General features: G+C 72.7%; 16 protein-coding genes. 6 read left to right on the top strand and 10 right to left on the bottom strand.

Going from position 1 to position 20,595, the window contains the following annotated elements:
* Nucleotides 1-35: 35 nt before the first annotated feature.
* Genes AB0R04_RS01810 through AB0R04_RS01800 form a run of 3 tightly spaced genes read right to left on the bottom strand, consistent with a single transcriptional unit; the run spans nucleotide 36 to nucleotide 2,958 of the window.
* A complete protein-coding gene (locus AB0R04_RS01810; RefSeq protein WP_363367174.1) occupies nucleotides 36-914 on the bottom strand; it encodes an ATP-binding cassette domain-containing protein in 879 nt (292 codons plus the stop codon).
* Complete coding sequence (locus AB0R04_RS01805; protein WP_063350025.1) at nucleotides 911-1,942, bottom strand: ABC transporter permease; 1,032 nt, start codon at nucleotides 1,940-1,942, stop codon at nucleotides 911-913. The genes AB0R04_RS01810 and AB0R04_RS01805 overlap by 4 nt, the downstream gene beginning before the upstream one ends.
* On the bottom strand, nucleotides 1,939-2,958 hold the full coding sequence (locus AB0R04_RS01800; RefSeq protein ID WP_063350024.1) for a sugar ABC transporter substrate-binding protein: 1,020 nt from the start codon (nucleotides 2,956-2,958) through the stop codon (nucleotides 1,939-1,941). The genes AB0R04_RS01805 and AB0R04_RS01800 overlap by 4 nt, the downstream gene beginning before the upstream one ends.
* 312 nt (nucleotides 2,959-3,270) lie before the next feature.
* Between AB0R04_RS01800 and AB0R04_RS01795 the strand changes: the two genes are divergently transcribed.
* The gene (locus tag AB0R04_RS01795) at nucleotides 3,271-4,419 is read left to right on the top strand and encodes an alpha/beta hydrolase-fold protein (protein ID WP_363367172.1); all 1,149 of its coding nucleotides are present in this window, start codon (nucleotides 3,271-3,273) and stop codon (nucleotides 4,417-4,419) included.
* Between the two features lie 125 nt (nucleotides 4,420-4,544).
* Here AB0R04_RS01795 and AB0R04_RS01790 read toward each other — a convergent pair whose 3' ends face one another.
* Nucleotides 4,545-6,137 (bottom strand): helix-turn-helix domain-containing protein, encoded by a 1,593-nt coding sequence (locus tag AB0R04_RS01790; protein ID WP_363367170.1) that lies wholly within the window; start codon nucleotides 6,135-6,137, stop codon nucleotides 4,545-4,547.
* 451 nt (nucleotides 6,138-6,588) lie between these two features.
* On the opposite strand from AB0R04_RS01790, the gene AB0R04_RS01785 reads away from it, so the two are divergent.
* The 5 genes from AB0R04_RS01785 (at nucleotide 6,589) to AB0R04_RS01765 (ending at nucleotide 13,696) form a co-directional block, all read left to right on the top strand.
* Complete coding sequence (locus AB0R04_RS01785; protein WP_363367168.1) at nucleotides 6,589-7,476, top strand: FAD binding domain-containing protein; 888 nt, start codon at nucleotides 6,589-6,591, stop codon at nucleotides 7,474-7,476.
* The gene (locus AB0R04_RS01780) at nucleotides 7,473-7,961 is read left to right on the top strand and encodes a (2Fe-2S)-binding protein (protein WP_063350020.1); all 489 of its coding nucleotides are present in this window, start codon (nucleotides 7,473-7,475) and stop codon (nucleotides 7,959-7,961) included. The genes AB0R04_RS01785 and AB0R04_RS01780 overlap by 4 nt, the downstream gene beginning before the upstream one ends.
* On the top strand, nucleotides 7,958-10,327 hold the full coding sequence (gene pucD / locus AB0R04_RS01775) for a xanthine dehydrogenase subunit D (RefSeq protein ID WP_363367166.1): 2,370 nt from the start codon (nucleotides 7,958-7,960) through the stop codon (nucleotides 10,325-10,327). The genes AB0R04_RS01780 and pucD overlap by 4 nt, the downstream gene beginning before the upstream one ends.
* 329 nt (nucleotides 10,328-10,656) lie before the next feature.
* A complete protein-coding gene (locus AB0R04_RS01770; protein WP_363367164.1) occupies nucleotides 10,657-12,150 on the top strand; it encodes an NCS2 family permease in 1,494 nt (497 codons plus the stop codon).
* A gap of 268 nt (nucleotides 12,151-12,418) precedes the next feature.
* Nucleotides 12,419-13,696 (top strand): XdhC/CoxI family protein, encoded by a 1,278-nt coding sequence (locus AB0R04_RS01765; RefSeq protein WP_363367162.1) that lies wholly within the window; start codon nucleotides 12,419-12,421, stop codon nucleotides 13,694-13,696.
* A gap of 9 nt (nucleotides 13,697-13,705) precedes the next feature.
* Here AB0R04_RS01765 and AB0R04_RS01760 read toward each other — a convergent pair whose 3' ends face one another.
* The 6 genes from AB0R04_RS01760 to AB0R04_RS01735 all read right to left on the bottom strand — a co-directional run bounded on the left by AB0R04_RS01760 (nucleotide 13,706) and on the right by AB0R04_RS01735 (nucleotide 20,308).
* Nucleotides 13,706-14,326, bottom strand: a complete 621-nt coding sequence (locus AB0R04_RS01760; protein ID WP_363367161.1) for a LysE family translocator — start codon at nucleotides 14,324-14,326, stop codon at nucleotides 13,706-13,708.
* A 115-nt stretch (nucleotides 14,327-14,441) separates the two neighbouring features.
* Nucleotides 14,442-16,226: an SDR family oxidoreductase gene (locus AB0R04_RS01755; protein WP_363367159.1), complete on the bottom strand. Its 1,785-nt coding sequence runs from the start codon at nucleotides 16,224-16,226 to the stop codon at nucleotides 14,442-14,444.
* Nucleotides 16,223-17,086, bottom strand: coding sequence for a M24 family metallopeptidase (locus tag AB0R04_RS01750; RefSeq protein ID WP_363367157.1), 864 nt, complete (start codon nucleotides 17,084-17,086; stop codon nucleotides 16,223-16,225). The genes AB0R04_RS01755 and AB0R04_RS01750 overlap by 4 nt, the downstream gene beginning before the upstream one ends.
* A 27-nt stretch (nucleotides 17,087-17,113) precedes the next feature.
* Nucleotides 17,114-18,199 (bottom strand): PDR/VanB family oxidoreductase, encoded by a 1,086-nt coding sequence (locus tag AB0R04_RS01745; protein WP_363367155.1) that lies wholly within the window; start codon nucleotides 18,197-18,199, stop codon nucleotides 17,114-17,116.
* Between the two features lie 123 nt (nucleotides 18,200-18,322).
* Nucleotides 18,323-19,240: a metal-dependent hydrolase gene (locus AB0R04_RS01740; protein WP_363367153.1), complete on the bottom strand. Its 918-nt coding sequence runs from the start codon at nucleotides 19,238-19,240 to the stop codon at nucleotides 18,323-18,325.
* 288 nt (nucleotides 19,241-19,528) lie between these two features.
* A complete protein-coding gene (locus AB0R04_RS01735) occupies nucleotides 19,529-20,308 on the bottom strand; it encodes an IclR family transcriptional regulator C-terminal domain-containing protein (protein ID WP_063350013.1) in 780 nt (259 codons plus the stop codon).
* Nucleotides 20,309-20,595: the final 287 nt, after the last annotated feature.

The following is a 20,595-nucleotide window of genomic DNA, read 5'->3' as shown; positions in this document are numbered from 1 at the left end:
GGCCGGCCGGGTGCTGCCTTGGGGGCTGGTCACGGCTACGGACGCTCCTCACGGGGCTCGGGGTCAGGACGGGGCTCGGGGTCGGTACGGGGCCGGGGTTCGGTGCGGGGCTCGGGTTCGGTGCGGGCCTGGGGCTCGGTGGGCCGGGCCAGCTCGTGCGAGAGTTCGGCGAGGTCGGAGCCGCCGGCCATCTCGGTGGTGAGCTGTTCGAGGCCGATCTCGGTGCGCGGGTGGCTGCCGGCCATCCGGCCCCGCTTGAGCAGGGTGAAGTGGTCGCCGACCAGGTACGCGTGGTGCGGGTTGTGGGTGATCAGGACGACCCCGAGCCCGGCGTCGCGGGCGGCGGTGACGTACTTGAGCACCACTCCGGACTGCTTGACGCCGAGCGCCGCGGTCGGCTCGTCCAGGATGAGCACCTTGGCGCCGAAGTGCACGGCCCGGGCGATCGCGACGCACTGGCGCTGGCCGCCGGAGAGGGTGCCGATCGGGCGGTCCACGTCGTGCAGGTCGATGCCCATCCGGGCGAGCGCCTCGCGGGTGGTGGCGCGCATCGCCTCGGCGTCCAGGCGCAGGCCGCCCCAGCGGCGGTGGCCCTGCTCGGAGCCGAGGAAGAAGTTGCGCCAGACCGGCATCAGCGGGACGACGGCGAGATCCTGGTAGACGGTGGCGATGCCGCGGTCCAGGGCCTGGCGCGGGGAGTCGAGCCGGACCTCCTCGCCGCCGACGGTGTAGGTGCCCTCGTCGTGCCGGTGCAGCCCGGAGATGATCTTGATCAGGGTGGACTTGCCGGCGCCGTTGTCGCCGAGCACGCAGCTGATCTCGCCGGCGTGCAGGGTGAGCGAGACGTCCTGGAGGGCGCGGACGGTGCCGTAGCTCTTGCCGACGCCCTCCAGGGCGAGCAGTTCGGTCCTCATCGGGGCCCCCGTTCGGCCTGGCGCTTGACGTACGCGTTCAGCAGGGCGGCGAGCAGCAGCATCGCGCCGAGGAAGAACTTGAACCAGTCCGGGTTCCACTGGGCGTAGATGATCCCCTTGCTGGCCATGCCGAAGATCAGCGCGCCGAGCGCGGAGCCGACCACCGAGCCGTAGCCGCCGGTGATCAGGCAGCCGCCGATGACGGCCGCGACGATGTAGATCAGCTCGTTGCCGACGCCCTCGCCGGACTGCACGGTGTCGAAGGAGAACAGCAGGTGCTGGCCGAGCACCCAGGCGCCGAAGCCGACGCCGAGGTAGAGCAGGGTCTTGGTGCGGGCGACCGGCACACCGACCGCGCGGGCGGCGTCCGCGTCGCCGCCGACGGCGAAGATCCAGTTGCCGAAGCGGGTGCGCAGCAGCACCCAGCTGCCGACCGCGAGCAGGCCGAGCCACCACCAGACGGTGGCCTTGATCGTCAGTCCGCCGACGGTGACCTCGGAGGCGAACAGCCAGCGGCAGGCGGCGAAGCCCTCCATGTCGGAGATCGGCTTGGTGGAGACGGTGCCGGAGACCAGCTTGGTGACGCCGAGGTTGGCACCGGTCAGCATCAGGAAGGTGCCGAGGGTGACGATGAAGCTGGGCAGCCGGGTGCGGCCGAGCATCCAGCCGTTGAAGGCGCCGACGGCCAGGGTGACGGCGAGCGAGACCAGCACGCCGACCCAGGTCACCGCGGTGAACTGGTAGGAGACCATCGAGGAGGTCAGCGCGGCGGTGGTGACCAGCACGCCCGCCGACAGGTCGAACTCGCCGCCGATCATCAGCAGCGAGACCGGGACGGCCATGATCCCGATGGTGGACGCCGCGTAGAGCACGGTGCCCAGCGAGGAGACCCGCAGGAAGGGTTCGGCGGCCACCGCGAAGACGGTGAACACCGCGACGGCGGCGATCAGCGAGCCGAGCTCGGGGCGGGCGAGCAGGCGGCGCAGCGCGGCCGGGCGGTCCTGGGCGAGGACGTCGGTGGTGCTCACCTGGTCCCCCTCGCGACGTACTCGGCGAGCGCGTCGGCGTCGTCCTTGGTCAGGATCTGCGGGCCGGTCGCGACGGGCTTGCCGCCGCCGAGCATGTCCAGGTTGGACTTGTACAGCCAGAGCAGGTCGACGCCCTCGTAGCCCTGGAGGTAGGGCTGCTGGTCGACGGCGAAGCCGACGGAGCCGGACTTGAGGCCGGCCACCACCTGCGGTCCCAGGTCGAAGGTGTCGAGCTCGACGGCGCGGTGGACGTCCTGGACGGCCTGGAGGCCGGTGGCGGCCATCGGGCCGGAGAGGGTGAGCACGGTGTCGATGGCCGGGTCGGCCTGGAGCTTGGCGGAGATCGCGGCGCGGGCGTCGGGCATGTTGACGCCGTCCACGTACAGCACCTGGAAGGCGCCGCCGGCCTTGGACTGGGCGCCGGAGCAGCGCTGTTCCTGGCCGATGTTGCCCTGCTCGTGGATGACGCAGAGCACGTTCTTGCGGCCGCGGCCGGCCAGCTCGGTGCCGGCCGCCTGGCCGGCGGTGGACTCGTCCTGGCCGATGTGGGTGAGCGCGCCGAACTTGGCGGAGTACTCCTGGCCGGAGTTGACGGTGATCACGGGGATGCCGGCGGCCTTGGCCTTGCCGAGGACGTCGGCCATGGCGTCGCCCTTGGCGAGGGTGACCAGCAGGCCGTCGACCTTCTGGTCGATGGCGGCCTGGACGAGCTGGACCTGGTTCTGGGTCTGCGCGTCGTTGGAGTACAGGAAGGTGATGTTGTCCTTGGCGGCGGCCTGCTCGGCACCCTTGCGCACGCTGTCCCAGAAGGCGTCGCCGGCCCCGGCGTGGGTCACCATGGCGACCTTCCAGCGCGGGGTGGTGACGGCGCTGCCGCCGGCGGCCGACGCCTTGGCGCGGGCCTCCTCGGCGCGGCGGCCTCCGGTACTGCTGCAACCGGCCGCTGTGACCGCGAGTGCCAGGAGGGCGCAGACGGGCCAGAAGCGGCGGGACGGGCGAAAGCGGGTTGTGCTCATCCCCCTAGTCTCTCTGGCCGGGCGGCACGTGGATGACACCGCCTCGCCCGGCGGCGCCCGCGACGCGGGAGGTAAGGTGCCCCGGGGGACCTTCCTGGAAGTTCGCTGGACATCTCGTCCGGACGACGGCCGTCCGGGTGGCAGACTTAGCGCCGACCCGAAACAGGAACATCACAGGAAACGTGATGTTCCTCTCAGGTTCCGCACAGATTCGGATGGCAACCGATCATCGGTTCAGCGCCGTCCAATGCCATTGGAGTGCGTTCGGGCGAGTGGGGCTCGGGCGGCCAGCAACCCGGATACGAGAACTTGATGCAACTGACAGGTACGCCATTCTTCATCCTCACCGTCATCCTGGTGCCGGTGTCCATCGCGGTGGCGCTCCTGTACTGGGGCAAGGTCCGCGGGCCGAACCCGGTGCGGATCCTGTCCAGGCTCGTCATGATCATGTTCTGCCAGATCACGGCCGTGCTGATGGTCTTCGTGATGGTCAACAACGCCAACCTGATCTACGGCAACTGGGACGACCTGCTCGGCACCGGCGACCACGTCCGGGCCGTGCCGCAGGTGGCGCCGGCCGACCAGGGCGGCGCCGCGGGCAAGGACGGCGCCGGCCAGGGCGCTGGCGACGCGGCCAAGCAGCCGCCGAAGGCGCTCCAGAAGTTCGCCGGCGTGGGCGACCCGGCGGTGCCCGGCGACGTCCAGAAGACCGAGCTCAAGGGCCAGGTGTCCGGGGTCGACGGCGAGGTCCTGGTCTGGCTGCCGCCGCAGTACAACGACCCGGCGTTCAAGGACAAGAAGTTCCCGGTGGTCGAGCTGATCCCGGGCTACCCGGGCTCCTCCTCCACCTGGTACGGCACCCTCAAGGTCTCCGAGCAGCTCAAGCCGCTGATGCAGCAGGGCAAGGTCTCCCCGTTCATCCTGGTCTCGCCGCGCACCCTGCTCCTCGGCAACCACCAGGACGCCGGCTGCACCGACATCCCCGGCAAGATCAACGCCGACGCCTGGCTCACCCGGGACGTCCCGCAGATGATCATGGACAACTTCCGCGCCGACCCGTCCCCGGACCGCTGGGGCATCGCCGGCTACTCGGCCGGCGCCCACTGCGCGGCCAAGCTGTCCCTGGCGCACCCCAACCGGTACCGGGCCGCGATCTCGATGTCCGGCTACAACGACCCGGCGTCCGAGAGCGACTCCCTGGTCGGCAAGGACCCGAAGCTGCGCGAGGCCAACAACCCGGTCAACATCCTCAAGAGCGCCCAGCAGCCGCCGAAGGTCAGCCTCTACATCAGCGGCAAGAAGGGCGACGGCCTGGAGGACGGCCAGGCGATCGCGGCGGCGGCCAAGGAGCCGACCAAGGTGCAGGTCCAGGAGAGCACCGGCCCGCACGCCACCGAGCTGTGGAAGACCATGGTGCCGAGCGTCTTCGAGTGGATGACCTCGGTCATCCCGCCGCAGTAGTCCCACGCAGTAACGATCATGCAGGAGGGCCCGCCGCGAGTGCTCGCGGCGGGCCCTCCTGCATGAGGCACGGCTCTCAGGCCCGGCCGTCAGGACCAGCCCCCGGGCCCAGCCGTCCCGACCCGTCAGGCCAGTTCGAGCGCCAGGTAGAAGTCCACCCGGTCCTCCAGCCGGGAGAGGTCACGGCCGGTCAGCTCCTCGATCCGGCCGATCCGGTAGCGCAGGGTGTTGACGTGGACGTGCAGCTGCGCGGCGCAGCGCGTCCAGGAGCCGTCCGAGCGCAGGAACGCCTCCAGGGTGCGGACCAGGTCCGCCTGGTGCTCGATGTCGTACGCGATCACCTTGTCCAGCAGCCGGCTGCGGAAGGCGCGGCGGACCTCGTCCGGGACGGCCGCCAGCAGCAGCACGTGCGAGGCCAGCTCCTCGGGGCCCGCCACGCAGACCCGGCCGACCCGGGCGGCGGCGATCCGGCGGGCGTGCCGGGCCTCCTCCAGGGCGCCGCGCAGGCCGCCGGCCTCGGAGGCGGGGGCGGAGACGCCGAGGGTGATCCGGCCCTCCGAGCCGAGGCCCGCCTCCAGCGGGGCGAGCAGGTCGCGCAGGGTCTCGGCGGGCACCGGGCCGTCCAGGACGGGCAGCACCACGACGGCGCCGGCGCCGGCCCCGGCGACCAGCGCGCGGTCGGTGGTGCCGCCCAGCGCCTCCTCCAGGACGGCGCGCACCACGCCCTCGGGCAGGCCGGTGCCCTCGGCACTGAGCACCAGCCAGGAGCCGTCCTGGGCCTGGGATTTGGGCTCGATGCTCTCGTAGCGGGCGGCCATCGCCGTGGAGGCGTACAGGGTGCGGCTGATCTCGGCCGGGTCGGCGTCGCGCTGGAGCAGGGCCAGCACCTCGTCGGCGAGGCGGCGGCGCAGCCGGCGGCCCTCGTCGCGGCGGTGGCGCTCGGCGGCGACCAGCCGGGCCAGGTTCTCGGCGAGCTGCTGGCGCTTGGTGGTCCACTCGGTGACGTCGCCGGCCACCGCGAGCACCCAGTCGGCGAGCGGCGCCTGGTGGTCGGCCGAGGCCGGGGCGGGCAGCAGCGAGTAGGAGCCGCCGGCCAGGCGGGCCCGGTGCGGGGGGCGGCGGCGCTGGCGCTGGGCGCCGAGGTGGGCGCGGACCAGCTGGTCGCGGTCCTCGGCCGGGAGGCGGTCGGCGGGGCCGGCGATCACCGCACCGGTGGGGGTGAGCACCCAGCAGTCGAGGTCGAGGTCGCCGCCGAGCAGGTCCAGCACCGCGTCCAGCCCGCCGCCGCCGGCCGCCGAGACCAGCAGGCGGTGCCGGTCGACGAGGGCGGCGAGGTCGGCGGCGCGGTCGGCGGAGACCTGGCGGCCGATGAACTCGGTGACGGTGCCGAAGGCGATGTCGTCGGGGACGGCCAGCAGCGGCATCCGGTGCCGCCGGCAGGCCTCCACCAGGTCCTCGGGCACCGGGCCGACCTCGGCCTCGCCGGCCGCCAGGGCGACCGCGCCGCCGGCCACGATGGTCCGCACGAACCGCTCGGAGTCGGCCGGGGCGGTGCGCCACAGCATGCCGGTGAGCACCAGCTCGCCACCGTGCAGGTAGCGGCCGGGGTCGTGCAGGTCCGTGGTCATGACGCCGCTGACCTGCCGGTCCAGCTCTTCCTCGGCCGCGAGCAGGCGCAGTCGCGGGGCGCCGGGGGCGAGCAGGTCACGGACACGCATCCGCGGACTCCTAACGGGGCTGAGGGTGGGATGGGGCTGAGGGGGTGGGCCGAACGGGGGAGGCCCGAGCGTTCGGTCGGGGGTCACAGTGTGCCCGAACATCCGTACTTGTCGTCACGTCCGGGCGGGCGACCGGATCACGGGCCCGTCGCTTGCGAATCACGGCCGGATTACGGTCGTAGGTAGCACCTGGTGAACACCCGGGCTGCGCATTCCTCTCCTTAGAGGAACGTACAGGATGCCGGGCGGGAGCACAGCCGGGGCTTCATGCCATCGGTGACTGCCAGTGGGCCCCGTCCCGGCGGTTCACTGGGCGACACGCCGCCGGACGCAGCCCGGTGACCGGGGCCCGACGCGGAGGCGACGAAGCGGTTGGTTGAGAGGTCCGAACACCGAGTTCCGGGCACTGTGCCCACCCGTCCGGCAGGCGACGACTTGAGGAGACACCCGCATGGAGTTCCTTCGGCCCGCTACCTGGGACGAGGCACTCGCGGCGAAGGCCGAGTACCCGACCGCACTGCCCATCGCGGGCGGTACGGACGTCATGGTCGAGCTGAACTTCGACGTGCACCGGCCATCCGCGATTCTCGATCTGAACCGCATCACCGAGCTCACCCAGTGGTCGAACGACGGCGGCGTCGTCAGGCTCGGCGCCTCCGTCCCCTACTCCCGGATCATCGACGAGCTGTCCGGGCCGCTGCCCGGGCTGGCGCTGGCGGCCCACACCGTCGGCTCGCCGCAGATCCGCAACCGCGGCGGCGTCGGCGGCAACCTCGGCGCGGCCTCCCCGGCCGGCGACTCCCACCCGGCGCTGCTGGCGGCCGGCCGGGACGTCCTGGTCGAGGCCGCCTCCGTGCGCGGCACCCGGCTGATCCCGATCGACGACTTCTACGTCGGCGTGAAGCGCAACAGCCTGGAGGCCGACGAGCTGATCCGGGCCGTGCACATCCCGGTGGCGGACGGCCCGCAGCAGTTCTCGAAGATCGGCACCCGCAACGCCATGGTGATCGCGGTCTGCGCCTTCGGTTTCGCCCTCCACCCGAAGAACGGCACCGTCGGCACCGGCATCGGCTCGGCCGCCCCCACGCCGCGCCGCGCCGTCGAGGCCGAGGAGTACCTGGGGGGCGTGCTCGCCGAGCGCGGCCTCTGGGAGTCCGGCGACCTGCTGGGCGCCGAGGTGGTCCAGCGCTTCGGCGAGCTGGTCAAGGCCGCCGCCTCGCCGATCGACGACGTCCGGGGCACCGCCGACTACCGCCGGCACGCGCTGGCCGTGATGGCCCGCCGCACCCTCACCTGGACCTGGAACGACTACAGCAAGCAGATCAGGAGCGCGGCATGAGGGTGACTTTCACCGCCAACGGCAAGCCGGTCGAGGCGGACGACGTCTGGGAGGGCGAGAGCCTCCTGTACGTGCTGCGCGAGCGGGTCGGCCTGCCGGGCTCCAAGAACGCCTGCGAGCAGGGCGAGTGCGGCTCCTGCACGGTCTACCTGGACGGCGTGCCGGTCTGCAGCTGCCTGGTCGCGGCCGGCCAGGTGCAGGACCGCGAGGTGCGCACGGTCGAGGGCCTGACCGACGAGAACGGCGAACTCGGCCTCGTCCAGCAGGCGTTCATCGATGCCGGCGCCGTCCAGTGCGGCTTCTGCACCCCCGGCCTGCTGGTGCAGACCGACGCGCTGCTGGAGCGGGACGCCCAGCCGAGCGACAACGACATCCGCGAGGCGCTGTCGGGCAACCTCTGCCGCTGCACCGGCTACGAGAAGATCATGGACGCGGTGCGGCTGGCGTCCGCCCGCACGTGCGCCGGAAAGGCCGTGTCGCAATGACCACCCGCACCATCCAGGGGCAGAAGAACCTCCAGGACATCCGGCAGGCCAGCAAGGACGGCATCGGCGGCTCGCCGCTGCGCCCGGACGGCCACCTCAAGGTCAAGGGCGAGTTCGCGTACTCCTCCGACATGTGGCACGAGGACATGCTCTGGGGCACGGCGCTGCGCTCGCCGCACCCGCGCGCCACCATCCTGTCGGTGGACATCTCCGAGGCGCTCAAGGTGCCCGGCGTCTACGCCGTCCTCACCCACCAGGACATCCCCGGCGCGAAGTACTACGGCCTGGAGATCCAGGACCAGCCGGCCCTGGCCATCGACAAGGTCCGCTACCACGGCGAGGCGATCGCCCTGGTCGCGGCCGACCACCCGGAGACCGCCCGCCGCGCGGTGAAGAAGATCAAGGTCGAGTACGAGGTGCTCACCCCGATCGTCACCGAGGAGCAGTGCCTCGACCCCGCCACCCACGGCTACGTGCACGAGCCGCACGAGTACAAGTCGCACGGGTACGGCAACATCTGCCACGAGCAGCGGCTGGTCTCCGGCCTCGGCGTCACCGACGAGGTCCGCGCGCTCGCGGACGTCGTCGTCAGCGGCGACTACGAGGTCGGCATGCAGGACCAGGCCTTCCTCGGCCCCGAGTCCGGCCTCGCGGTGCCCGCCGAGGACGGCGGCATCGACCTCTACATCGCCACCCAGTGGCTGCACGTCGACCGCCAGCAGATGGCCCCGGTGCTCGACCTGCCCGAGGAGAAGGTCCGGCTCACCCTGGCCGGCGTCGGCGGCGCCTTCGGCGGCCGCGAGGACCTGTCGATGCAGATCCACGCCTGCCTGCTGGCCCAGCACACCGGCAAGCCCGTCAAGATCGTCTACGCCCGCGACGAGTCCTTCTTCGGCCACGTGCACCGCCACCCCGCCAGGATGCACTACGAGCACGGCGCCACCCGCGACGGCAAGCTGGTCTTCGCCGACTGCCGGATCGTGCTGGACGGCGGCGCGTACGCCTCCGCCTCGCCCGCCGTGGTCGGCAACGCGGCCTCGCTCGGGCACGGCCCGTACGTGATCCCGAACGTGCGAATGCACGCCATCGCGCTCTACAGCAACAACCCGTCCTGCGGCGCCATGCGCGGCTTCGGCGCCGTCCAGGCCGCGTTCGGCTACGAGTCGCAGATGGACAAGCTGGCCGTCGAACTCGGCATGGACCCGGTCGAGTTGAGGCAGCTCAACGCCATGTCGGAGGGCGACCGCATGCCCACCGGCCAGCAGATCGACTCGCCCGCCCCGGTCGCCGAACTGCTGCGGCGCGCCAAGGAGATGCCGCTGCCGCCGCCGCTGGACACCGAGCACCCGGACGTGCGCCAGCTCCCCGGGGCGCTGTCCAACACCTCGCACGGCGAGGGCATCGTGCGCGGCGTCGGCTACTCGGTCGGCATCAAGAACGTCGGCTTCTCCGAAGGCTTCGACGACTACTCCACCGCCCGGGTGCGCCTGGAGGTGATCGGCGGCGAGCCCGTCGCCATGGTGCACACCGCGATGGCGGAGGTCGGCCAGGGCGGCGTCACCGTGCACGCCCAGATCGCCCGCACCGAACTGGGCGTCGAACTGGTCACCATCCACCCGGCCAACACCGAGGTCGGATCGGCCGGATCGACCTCCGCCTCACGCCAGACGTACATGACCGGCGGCGCCGTGAAGCTCGCCGCCGAGGCGGTCAGGCGGGCCCTGATCGAGAAGGGCCGCCGCCGCTACGGCTGGACCCACGGCGACATCACGCTGATCGCCGGGAAGGTCGTCTCGGAGAGCGCCGGCGTGCTGGTCCCCATGGTCGACCTGCTCGGCGAGGAGGCCATCGACCTCACCCGCGAACACCACCACCGCCCGACCGTCCCCTTCGACAAGGAGACCGGGCAGGGCTTCGGCCACGTCCAGTACACCTTCTGCGCCAACCGCGCGGTGGTCGACGTGGACGTCGAACTGGGCCTGGTCAAGGTCGTCGAGCTCACCGCCGTCCAGGACGTCGGCAAGGCGCTCAACCCGCTCTCCGTCGTCGGCCAGATCCAGGGCGGCTGCACCCAGGCGCTCGGCCTCGCCGTGATGGAGGAGATCATCGTGCGGGACGGGAAGGTGCGCAACGCCTCCTTCACCGACTACCTGATCCCCACCATCCTCGACACCCCGCCGATCCCGGTGGAGATCCTCGAACTGCCCGACCCGCACGCCCCGTACGGGCTGCGCGGCGTCGGCGAGGCCCCGACCGTGTCGGCGACGCCGTCGATCGTGGCAGCCATCCGCAACGCCACCGGCCTGGCCCTCAACCGGATCCCGGTCCGGCCCGAGCACCTGACCACGGAGGCCCCCGGAGCCTGACGCCCCCGGAGCCCGCAAGCTCCCCCGGGCTCCGGGCCCCGGGGAGCACGGCCGGGGTGCAGGAGAACCTCCCCGGGGCGGCGACCGTCTTCCCCGCCGCCCCGGGGCCGCTCCACCGCGCCACCCCCACTCGCGTGCACCACCCACCGGCACGCGAGCGCACCATCCCGCTGCCTCTCCCACGCCGGGGTTCTGCAGCGGTGCGCACCACCCACGCACCGCAGGCACCGCCACAGTGCGCCCAGTGAGTCGAGCAGTCCCCCTGCGCCAACCTCGTTGACTGGCAGTCAGGTCGGCTCGCCCACCCCAACCCCCTTTGACACTTGGGAGTGGACATGACCCAGATCCCCACGGAACACAGCCCTACGGAAGAAAGACCCGCCGAGGACGACACCGCCCCGCCCGCCCCGGCCACCGCCCCCGCTCCGAAGAACGCACTGGACGCGTACTTCAAGATCACGGCCCGGGGATCGACCTTCGGCAACGAGATCCGCGGCGGCCTCACCACCTTCATGGCGATGGCCTACATCGTGCTGCTCAACCCGATCATCCTGAGCGGCGCCGACGTCAACGGCCTCAAGCTGGACCACGCGCAGCTCACCACCGCGACCGCGCTCGCCGCCGCCGTCACCACGATCCTGATGGGCGTGGTCGGCAACGTCCCCCTGGCGGTCGCCGCCGGGCTCTCGGTCTCCGGCGTGATATCCGCGCTGGTGGTGCCGCACACCACCTGGCCCCAGGCCATGGGCCTGTGCGTGATCTACGGCCTGCTGATCGTCCTGCTGGTCGTGTCCGGGCTCCGCGAGAAGATCATGAACGGCATCCCGCTGCCGCTCAAGCACGCCATCACCATCGGCATCGGCCTCTTCGTCTCGCTGATCGGCCTGGTCAAGGCCGGCTTCGTACACACCGGCGGCCCCACGCCGCTCGCGCTCGGCCCCTTCGGCGAACTCGCCGGCTGGCCCGTCCTGGTCTTCTGCCTCACCGTGCTGACGATCTTCGTCCTGCTGGCCCGCAACGTCCGCGGCGCGATCCTGATCGGCATCGCCGGCGGCACCGTGGCGGCCTTCGTCATCAACGCGGTCGCCGACCTCCCCGCGAAGACCTGGGTCAGCTCCGCCCCGGTGTGGCCGGGCAGCCCGGTCTCCGCGCCCGACTTCGGCCTCTTCGGCCACGTCGACCTCTTCGGTGCCTTCGGCAGCCACGGCCTGGGCGCCATCAGCGCCTCGGTCGCCGTCTTCACCCTGGTGCTGGCCGGCTTCTTCGACGCGATGGCCACCATCATCGGCGTCGGCACCGAGGCCGGGCTGGCCGACAAGCAGGGCCGGATGCCCGGCCTCTCCAAGGCCCTGTTCATCGACGGGGCCGGCGGCGCCATCGGAGGCCTGTCCGGCGCCTCCGGCCAGACCGTGTTCGTCGAGTCCGCCACCGGTGTCGGCGACGGCGCCCGCACCGGCCTCGCCTCGACCGTCACCGGCGGCGTGTTCGCGCTGATGCTGTTCTTCTCGCCGCTCGCCGCGATCGTCCCGACCGAAGTGGCCTCCGCCGCCCTCGTCGTGATCGGCTCGATGATGATGAGCCAGGCCCGGCACATCGACTGGTCCGACCGCGAGGTCGCCATCCCGGCCTTCCTCACCTGCACCCTGATGCCGTTCACCTACAGCATCACCGCCGGTGTCGCCGCGGGCGTCATCTCGTACACGGTCATCAAGGCGGGCACCGGCAAGTGGCGCGAGCCCGGCCCGCTGATGTGGATCCTCACCGGGGTCTTCGTGGTCTACTTCGCGCTCACCCCGATCAAGTCCTGGCTGGGCGTGCACTAGGGGCTCTCTTTCGGATCACGTCGGATCAGCGCGCGGCGTCGGAGTGCGTGCATCGCAAGGCGGAGGAGGGAGTCCATGCGGAGCATCGGCGACCGACGACAACGCGGCGAGGTGCGTGCTCCGGCGTCGTGCGCCCGGCGTGATCCGAAAGAGAGCCCCTAGACCCTTCCGGCCGGAGAGGACCTGGCCGCACCGCCGCCGTGCGGGAATCGTTTCCCGTACGGCGGCACCTCCCGTCTACCCTCGCTTGTGTAAGGAGCTCCCCGACATGCAGGACATCGCCGAGCAGTTGCAGGCCTGGCACGCGGCCGGGCGCTCCTTCGCCGTGGCCACCGTCGTCGGCGTCTCCGGCAGCGCGCCCCGCGACCCAGGGGCGGCCCTGGCCGTCGACGCGGCCGGCGAGGCGATCGGCAGCGTCTCCGGGGGCTGCGTCGAGGGCGCCGTCTACGAGCTGTGCCAGGCCGCCATCGAGTCCGGCGAACCCGTGCTGGAGCGCTTCGGCTACAGCGACGAGGACGCCTTCGCCGTCGGCCTGACCTGCGGCGGCGTCCTCGACGTGTTCGTCCAGCCGATCCGGCCCGGGGCCGACGACGGACTCGACGCCGGCATCGCCTACATCGCCTCCGGCACCCCGGTCGCGCTCGCCCGGGTGATCGCCGGGCCCGGCGGACTCGTCGGCGCCACCGTCGCCGTCACCGCCGACACCCACCACGGCGCCCTCTCCCCCGCCCTCCCCCCCACCCCCTCGACGGCCCCGCCGTCGCCCGCCGCCGCCCCTGCGGCGACGCGCCCCGCACGACACCTCCTGACCGCGCTGGAACAGGCGGTCGTCACCGAGGCCCGGGCCATGCTCGACGCCGGACGCACCGGCCGGATCGTGCTCGGCCTCGACGGACGCCCCTGCGACGACCGCGACCAGGGCACCGTCACCTGCTTCGTCGAGTCCTACGTGCCCGCACCGCGGATGCTCGTCTTCGGCGCCATCGACTTCGCCGCCGCCGTCGTCCGGATCGGCCGCTTCCTCGACTACCGCGTCACCGTCTGCGACGCCCGGCCCGTCTTCGCCACGAAGCAGCGCTTCCCCGAGGCCGACGAGGTCGTCGTCGACTGGCCGCACCGCTACCTCGACTCCCAGCTCGACCGGATCGACGGGCGCACCGTGCTCTGCGTGCTCACCCACGACGCCAAGTTCGACATCCCGCTGCTGGAACGCGCCCTGCGCCTGCCGGTCGGCTACGTCGGCGCGATGGGCTCGCGCCGCACCCACCGCGACCGCGAGGCGCGGCTGCGCGAGGTCGGGCTCACCGAGGCCGAGATCGGCCGACTGCGCTCCCCCATCGGCCTCGACCTCGGCGCCCGCACCCCCGAGGAGACGGCCGTGTCCGTCGCCGCCGAGATCATCGCCCACCGGCGCGGCGGCAGCTGCCTTCCGCTCAACGCCGGGGACGGTCCGATCCACCACGAGGCACCGGCCACCCCCGAGGAGCCCCGGGCGGCGCAACAGACGCAACAGACGCAACGGACGCGACGGACGCACGCCGCCTGAGGCCGGCGGTCAGTCGCTCAGCGCCAGCTTCACGCCGAAGCCCACCACCACCGCGCCCGTCACCCGGTCCATCAGCCTCCGGGTAGCCGGGCGGCGCAGCCAGCCGCGCAGCGCCCGGGCGAAGCCGACCAGGACGGTCGACCACAGCACGCCCTCCACCACGTGGACGCAGGTGAGCGCCACCCCGGCGGCGAAGTGCGGGGCCCCGGCGGGGATGAACTGCGGCAGCACGGCCACGTAGAATACCCCGACCTTCGGGTTCAGCAGATTGGTCAGCGTGCCGCGCCGCCAGCCGTACCCGAAGCCGCCCTCGGCCGGCTCCTCCTCGGCCGCCGCCTCCCCGCCCCGGCTGCGCAGCATGCCGACGCCCATCCACACCAGGTACGCGGCCCCACCCCAGCGCAGCACCTCGTACGCCACCTGCGAGGCGGTCAGCAGCGCCGTCACCCCGGCCGACGTCAGCGTCCCCCAGACCAGCGTCCCGGTCTGGATCCCCAGCACCACCCCCCACGCCTGACGCCGCCGCCCGAGCGCGGACGTGCGCAGCACCAGCGCGGTGTCGAGCCCGGGTGTGAGCGTGAGCAGCCCCACGACGAGGGCGAAGGACCACAGAGCCGTTGTCATCTCCATGGGCCTCGATGCTCTCACAGGCCCGATGGGGCCCTCGGGTCAACCTCCCGGAGTGAAGCGGGCCTGCGATATACGGGAGCAAGTGTTGCCGATACCGCAGGCCCGCAGGGGCCGCTCAGGTGACGTTGAGGCGGGCTGCCAGGCGCAGGAGGCCGGGGCTGAGGCGGGAGAGGAAGCGGGCGGCCTTGGCCTCGGGGGTGACGGGGACGACCGGCTTGCCGGTGCGGACGGCGGTGAGGATGGCGGTGGCGACCTTCTCCGGGGGGAAGCCGCGGCGGGCGTAGAGCCTGGCGGCGCGGGCCTGCTTGGCGGCCTGCTGGTCGGCGGTGGTCGCGGAGAAGGTGGAGGTGCGGGTGATGTTGGTGTTGACGATGCCCGGGCAGATGGTGGAGACGCCGATGCCGTGCCCGGCGAGTTCGGCGCGCAGGCAGTCCGAGAGCATGAACACCGCGGCCTTGCTGGTCGCGTACGCGGTGAGCGCCTTGGACGGCAGGTAGGCGGCGGCCGAGGAGACGTTGACCAGGTGACCGCCGCGGCCGCGGTCGGCCATCAGCGTGCCGAAGGCGCGACAGCCGTGGATGACGCCCCAGAGGTTGACGTCCAGGACGCGCTGCCACTCCTTCTCGGTGGTCTGCAGGAACGTCCCGGAGTGGCCGATGCCGGCGTTGTTGACCACCACGTCGGGCACCCCGTGCTCCTCCGCGACCGTCTGGGCGAAGGCGTCCACCGCCGCGCCGTCGGCGACGTCCACCCGGTAGGCGTGTGCCTGCGGGCCGAGCAGCGAGGCGAGTTCGGCGGTGCGCTCGGCGGCGGCGAGGTCGAGGTCGCAGACCACGACGCGGGCGCCGTCCTCGGCGAAGGCGAGCGCGGTGGCCCGGCCGATGCCGCTGCCGCCGCCGGTGACGACGACCAGCCGGCCGTCGCCCTGCTCCCGGCCCGGCTCGGCGGCCCCGGTCTCGATGCGGGCGGTGAACTCGCGGACCATCTCGGCCACGGTGGCTCCCTTCTCCAGCAGCGCCGACCAGTGGCCGGCGTGCAGCGTCCGTCGGGTCAGCTCGGGCACCCAGCGTTCCAGCCCCTCGGAGAGGAACGGGGCGACGTAGCGGTCCCGGGTGAGGGTGATCAGCTGGACCGGCACCTGCGTCGGCCGCTCGCGCGGACTGCGCAGCGTGGGGCGGAAGTTGGCCCGGTACAGCTCGATGCCGCGGACGGCGTCGCGGCGCAGGCCGGGCTGCGGGTGGTCGGGCCGCGGGGTGACCTGCTCCAGGTCGCGCAGCACCCGCGGCCAGGCCCGGGCCAGGCCCAGGCGCCACACGCCGGGGGCGAGGAAGGGCAGGTGGAAGGCCGTGATGTACCAGGAGTGCAGGCCCTGGTGGAGGAGTTGGCGCAGGTGGCGCGGGGTGGGCCGGCGCATCCGGTGGCGCAGCCAGTAGCCCATGTGGTCCAGGCAGGGGCCGGACATGGTGGTGTACGAGGCGATCCGCCGCTCGGAGCCGGGCTCGGTGACGGCCTCCCAGGACTGCAGCGAGCCCCAGTCGTGGGCGACCACGTGCACCGGGCGGTCGGGGCTGACGGCGTCGGCGACCGCGAACAGGTCGGCGGCCAGGTGCTCCAGCCGGTAGCCGTCCCGAGTGGCGGGCACTCCGGACTCGCCGGCGCCGCGCACGTCGTAGCGGACCACGTGGTGGTCGCGGGCGAGGTCGGCGGCGACGTCGTCCCAGACCGCGTGGGTGTCCGGGTAGCCGTGCACCAGGAGGACGGTGGGGGCGGCCGGGTCGCCCTGTTCGAAGACGGCGAGCGGGAGGCCGTCGGAGCGCACGGTGCGGCGGCGCACGGGCGGGGCGTCCGGCGCCTTCGGGGCGTCTGCGGCCTTCGGGGCGTCTGCGGCGGGGGTGGTCATCGGGCGGCCTCCAGGGCAACGTCGTGGGCGGCGCCCGCCGTCCAGCGGCGGACGTGCGGCAGGTCGTCGTCGAGCCAGTGGGCGTCGTCCTCGGTGACCACCAGCAGTTCCTCGAACTTGATGCCCACGCCGCGGAAGCCGATGTGCAGCTCGACCGCCCACAGGCCCGGGGTGGGCGCGTGCCGGGACGACCGGCCGTCCGCCCAGAGCGGTGAACGGCCTTGCAGGCGCTCGGAGATCAGCTCGCGCCCGAGGGTCTGCAGGGTGCGCACGCCGAAGCCGAAGACGTTGACCCCGGCCGGGCCGCGCACGGTGGTGCGGGTGACCTGATGGCCGATCACCCGGCCCGGGTAGACCTGGTGGCGGTTGTCGTAGCCGTGCGCGGCGATCTGCGCGTCCACGGCCGCGTACACCTCGTTGAGCGGACGGCGGGCGCGCACCTCGGCGAGGATCAGCTCGCGGTACACCTGAAGGTCGGCGGCCAGGCGGTCCCAGACCCGGTTCTCACCGACCTTGCCGCCGTAGCCGATGTCGGCGGTGTAGCCGTCGACGATGGGCGCGCAGTCCAGGACGTACGGCATGCCCTCCTCCAGGCGGCGGTTGCCGGCGAAGAACTGGAGCGGGGTGTGGAAGTGCCGGAAGGCCGTGCGGTCGCCGAACCAGGCGAACGGGACGTGGAAGAAGTCCTGCACCCCGGCGGCGACCAGGCGGCGGCGCAGTTCGGCGGTGGCCTGGCGCTCGGTGACGCCCGGTTCGATCCAGGCGGCGACCTGTTCGGCGCAGTCGTAGGCGAGTTGCTGGGTCTCGCGGAAGCGGGCGAGGTCGCGCTCGTCGTAGGGGAAGGTCGGGGGGTTCGCCATCGGGGCTCCTTCTACAGGTCGAGCACGCTACAGGTCGAGCACCAGGGTCTCGCCCTCGGCGGCCCGGGAGACGCAGGGCAGCACGGCGCCGGCGGCACGCTGCTCGGGGGTGAGCCTGCGGTCCCGGTGCTCGGGCGTACCGGCCAGCAGGCGGACCTCGCAGGTGCCGCAGAAGCCCTGGTGGCAGGAGTACGGGAGGTCGGGGCGGGCTTCGCGCAGCACGTCCAGGGCGGAGCGGTCGGCGGGGACGTCCAGCACTGGGCCGTCGACGCCCAGGCGCAGGGCGAAGGGCTCGCCGCCGATGATCGGGGCGGCGCCGAAGCGCTCGAAGTGCAGGGCGGTGGACGGGGATTCGTCCAGGGCGCGCTGCACGGCGGTGAGCATCGGGGCCGGGCCGCAGCAGTAGACGGCGGCGCCGCGCGGGGCGTGGGCGAGCAGGTCGGCGCCGGTCGGCACGCCGTGCTCGTCGTCGGCGCGCAGCACCACCCGGCGCGGGTCGAGGGCGCGCAGCTCGTCCGCGTACGGGAGGGTGTCGGCGCTGCGGCCGACGTGCACCAGGCGCCAGTCCAGGCCGTGCCGCTGCGCCTCGCGGGCCATCGGGAGCAGCGGGGTGATGCCGATGCCGCCGGCGAGCAGCAGGACGGCGGGCTCGGCGCAGAAGGCGAAGCCGTTGCGCGGGCGGCGGGCGGTGAGGCGGCTGCCGGGGTGCAGGGTGTCGTGGATCTCGACGGAGCCGCCGCCGCCCTCGGGCAGTCGCCGTATGGCGATCCGGTAGGCGGCGCGGTCGGCGGGGTCTCCGCAGAGCGAGTAGTGGCGTTCGCGGCCGGAGGGCAGGGCGAGGCGCAGGTGGGCGCCGGGCTGCCAGCCGGGGAGCGGGCCGCCGGAGGGGTCGGTGAGCCGCAATTCGACGACGTCGGAGGCGAGTTGGCGGCGGGCGGCGACGACCAGCTGGAGCGGCGGGGTGGGGCGGCTGAGCGGGCGGCGGGGGTTGCGGCGCAGCAGGGGGCTGCCGAGGGCTGGGGTGTAGCGGTCGCCGAAGGCGGTGAGCCGGCGCATGAACGCGTCGGCGCGGGGGCGGCCGTAGAGGTCGGGGGGCGGGTTGAGCAGGTCCATCCGGCGGTCCTTGGCGTCTGGGAGGGGGCGCGGGCGACGGGCGACAGGTTTCAGAGTTCAGATTTCAGATAACAGATAACGTTTTCTGTTATCTGTTATCTGAAATCTGTCGTCTGAACTCTGTCAGTGGCCCCCTGCCGCCGCGCGGGCGGCCGGGGAGGCGGCGAGGTAGCCGAGGGCCTGACTGGAGGAGCCCTCCTGGGTGGGGTGGTAGCCGGGCCGCAGGTAGCGCAGGCCGGAGCGGATCGACCGGAGCGGGTCGGGCAGCAGGCCGCGCTTGGCGATCTTGCCGGCCTCGCGCCAGGTGGGCTTGAGCCGTCCGCCGAGGGTGGGGTCGGCGGCGAGCAGGAAGCGGGCGCCGCGCACCCAGAGGTGGACGAGCAGCGGCCCGGAGACCGCCATGCCGCGGACCCGGCGCAGGTAGCCGGGGTCGAGGTGGACCATCAGGTCGAAGGCGACACTGCGGTGTTCGACCTCCTCGGCGCCGTGCCAGCGCAGCAGGTCGAGCATCGTCGGGTCGGCCTTGGCGCGGTCCAGGCCAGGGGAGTTGAGCGCCCAGTTGCCGAGGAAGGCGGTGAAGTGCTCGATCGCCGCCACGAAGGCGACCCGCTCGATGAGGTTCTCGCGTCGCCGCGCGGGGCTGAGCCCGGGCTTGTCGCCGAGGACGCGCTGGAACAGCCAGGCGATCTGCCGGACGTACGGACGCGGGTCGAGCCCCTGGCCGAGCAGGTGGTCGAGGACCTCCTGGTGCGCCTCGGCGTGGATGGCCTCCTGGCCGATGAACCCGAGGACCTCCTCGCGCAGTTGCTCGTCGTGGATGAGCGGCAGCGCCTCCTTGAAGACCTTGACGAACCAGCGCTCGCCCTCGGGCAGCAGCAGGTGCAGCACGTTGATGACGTGGGTGGCCATCGGCTCGTCGGGGATCCAGTGCAGCGGCAGCCGGTCCCAGTCGAAGCGGACGTCCCGGGGTTCGAGGACGAGGCTGTCGTGGACGCGCGCGGCGGGGACGGCAAGGGCGGGTACGGGGGTGGAGCGGGGCACGGCAGGCCCTCCTGACCTCGGGGCGGCGGCTCGACTCAGGGAAACGTACTCGCGGGTAGCGGCCGGGACAAGGGGTTCGGCGACTCTTATCGACATCGAGTCTAATAAGTGACGCACTCCGGGGCCGTCACCGGAAACGCTTGCGAACGGACGCACCCGTGAACGAACACGCCTGCGAACCAGCGCGCCTGTGAACCAGCGCGCCTGTGAACCAACACGCCCGCGGACAAACGCGCGAGCCCCGCCGGATCACTCGGATCCGGCGGGGCCCACGGGAGCGACCGGCCGTCAGACCGCCATCGCCAGCATCAGCGGCGCCGCCCGGGCCGCCAGCAGTTCGGCGGCGGCCTTCAGCTTGTGCACGTTGTCCACCGGCATCGACGTGGCCAGGCAGCCGACCGTGCTGCCCGCCGTGATCGGGACGGCCGCGCACACCGTGCCGAGCGCGTACTCCTGGATGTCCAGCACCGGCACGGTGGCCGGCTGCCGCTCCAGCCGGTGCATCAGCTGGTCGGCGTCGGTGACGGTCCGGGAGGTGAGCCGGGCCACCGGGTGGCGGGAGAGGTGGTCCCAGCGGGCGTCCGCGTCGAGCTGGCCGAGCAGGCACTTGCCGATCGCGCTGGCGTGCGCGGTGGCCCGGAAGTCCACCCACTCCTGCACGGCCGGCGCGTACTCGGCCGCGGACACCGCCTCCACCGACAACTCGCCGTCGTGGTAGCGGGTGAAGTACACGGCCGCACCCAACTCGTCCCGCAGCTCGGCGAGTTTGCGGTTCAGCCGGGCCTTCACCAGCTGCTCCCGGTTGTGCTGGCCGAGCAGGGCGAAGGTGCCGCCGAGCACCCAACCGCCGTCCTGGCACTGGAGGTAGCCCTCGATCTCCAGAATCTCCGCGAGCTGCCGGACGGTCGGCAGGCCGAGCGAGGTCTCCCGCGCGAGGGCGACCAGGGTGGCACCGTCAGGGTGCCGGTCGACGGCCTCCAGCAGTCTGAGGGCGTGCTGCAGGGAGGTGAACGGGCCGGCGAGGCCCTGGTCCAGCGCGGCGTGGCGACCCGGGGCTGGTGTCGACATGTCGTCCCCTTCCGATGTCCCCCCACGGAGCGACCGCGGGCGCCCTCCAGCCTATCGACCCGGCGGGCCCGGCGACTGCCGTCCGTGAATATCCGTGAACATTCCGTGGAGCACCCACCGATCGCCTGGAGGAACGGTAGTGGCGGACAGCACGACGGACCCCTCCCCCACTGCCCGGGGAGAGGAGCCCGTCCCGCGGCCGCCGGGTTGCGGGGCCCCGGCGGCCGGTGGGGGCGGGTCAGTCGGTCAGCGGGGCGTCACGCGTGGCGCGCCACGGCAGGGTGGCC

It is taken from the genome of Kitasatospora sp. NPDC056731 (assembly GCF_040687675.1).
In the GTDB taxonomy this organism is placed as follows: Bacteria; Actinomycetota; Actinomycetes; order Streptomycetales; family Streptomycetaceae; genus Kitasatospora.
This window is presented reverse-complemented; position numbering and strand designations above follow the sequence as displayed.